The organism is Campylobacter concisus, assembly GCF_002913545.1.
Lineage (GTDB): Bacteria > Campylobacterota > Campylobacteria > Campylobacterales > Campylobacteraceae > Campylobacter_A > Campylobacter_A concisus_AV.
This window is the reverse complement of record NZ_PPBR01000023.1, coordinates 1-973: the sequence shown is the minus strand read 5'-3', so window position 1 is coordinate 973 and position 973 is coordinate 1. Positions and strand designations below refer to the sequence as shown.

General features: G+C 46.1%; 1 protein-coding gene. It reads left to right on the top strand.

Translation table 11 applies throughout. The features are described 5' to 3' along the window. A partial coding sequence (locus tag CYP05_RS01580; RefSeq protein ID WP_103641788.1) for an argininosuccinate synthase occupies positions 1-973 on the top strand: 973 nt, incomplete at both ends.

Below are 973 nucleotides of genomic sequence, written 5' to 3'. Positions count from 1 at the left end.
CCTTAAAAGAAGAATTTGTACGTGATTATGTATTTCCAATGTTTAGAGCAAACGCAGTCTATGAGGGCGAATATCTGCTTGGTACTTCAATCGCGCGCCCACTTATAGCAAAACGCCAAAGCGAGATCGCAAGACTTGTTGGCGCTGATGGCGTGAGCCACGGAGCAACAGGCAAAGGCAACGACCAAGTTCGCTTTGAGCTTGGCTACTACGCACTTGGTGACAACCTAACTATCATCGCTCCATGGCGCGAGTGGGATCTAAACAGCCGTGAAAAGCTCTTAGCATACGCTGAGAAAAACGGCATAGATATCACCAAAAAACCAGGCAAAAGCCCATACTCAATGGACGCAAATTTACTTCACATAAGCTACGAAGGCCTAGTGCTTGAAGACCCAAGCCACGCACCAGAAGATGATATGTGGAGATGGACAGTAAGCCCAAAAGATGCCCCAGATAAGAGCGAGATCATCGAGATCGGCTATGAAAAAGGCGATCCAGTGAGCATAAACGGCAAAAAAATGAGCCCAGCTGAAATTTTAACCGAGCTAAATCGCCTTGGCGCAAAACACGGCATCGGCAGACTTGACATCGTAGAAAACCGCTCAGTTGGTATGAAGAGCCGCGGCTGCTACGAAACTCCTGGTGGCACGATAATGCTAAAAGCTCACAGAGCGATAGAGAGCATCACACTTGACCGCGGTGCAGCTCACTTAAAAGATGAGATCATGCCAAAATATGCCGAGCTAATCTACAACGGCTACTGGTGGTCACCTGAGCGAAATATGCTCCAAGCGCTCATCGACAAAAGCCAAGAGCACGTAAATGGCTCTGTAAAAGTTGAGCTTTATAAAGGTAATGTGACTATCCTTGGCAGAAGCAGTAAAAATGATAATCTATTTAGCGAGGCATACTGCACATTTGAAGAAGATAGCGTTTATGACCAAAAAGATGCAGCTGGATTTATCAAACT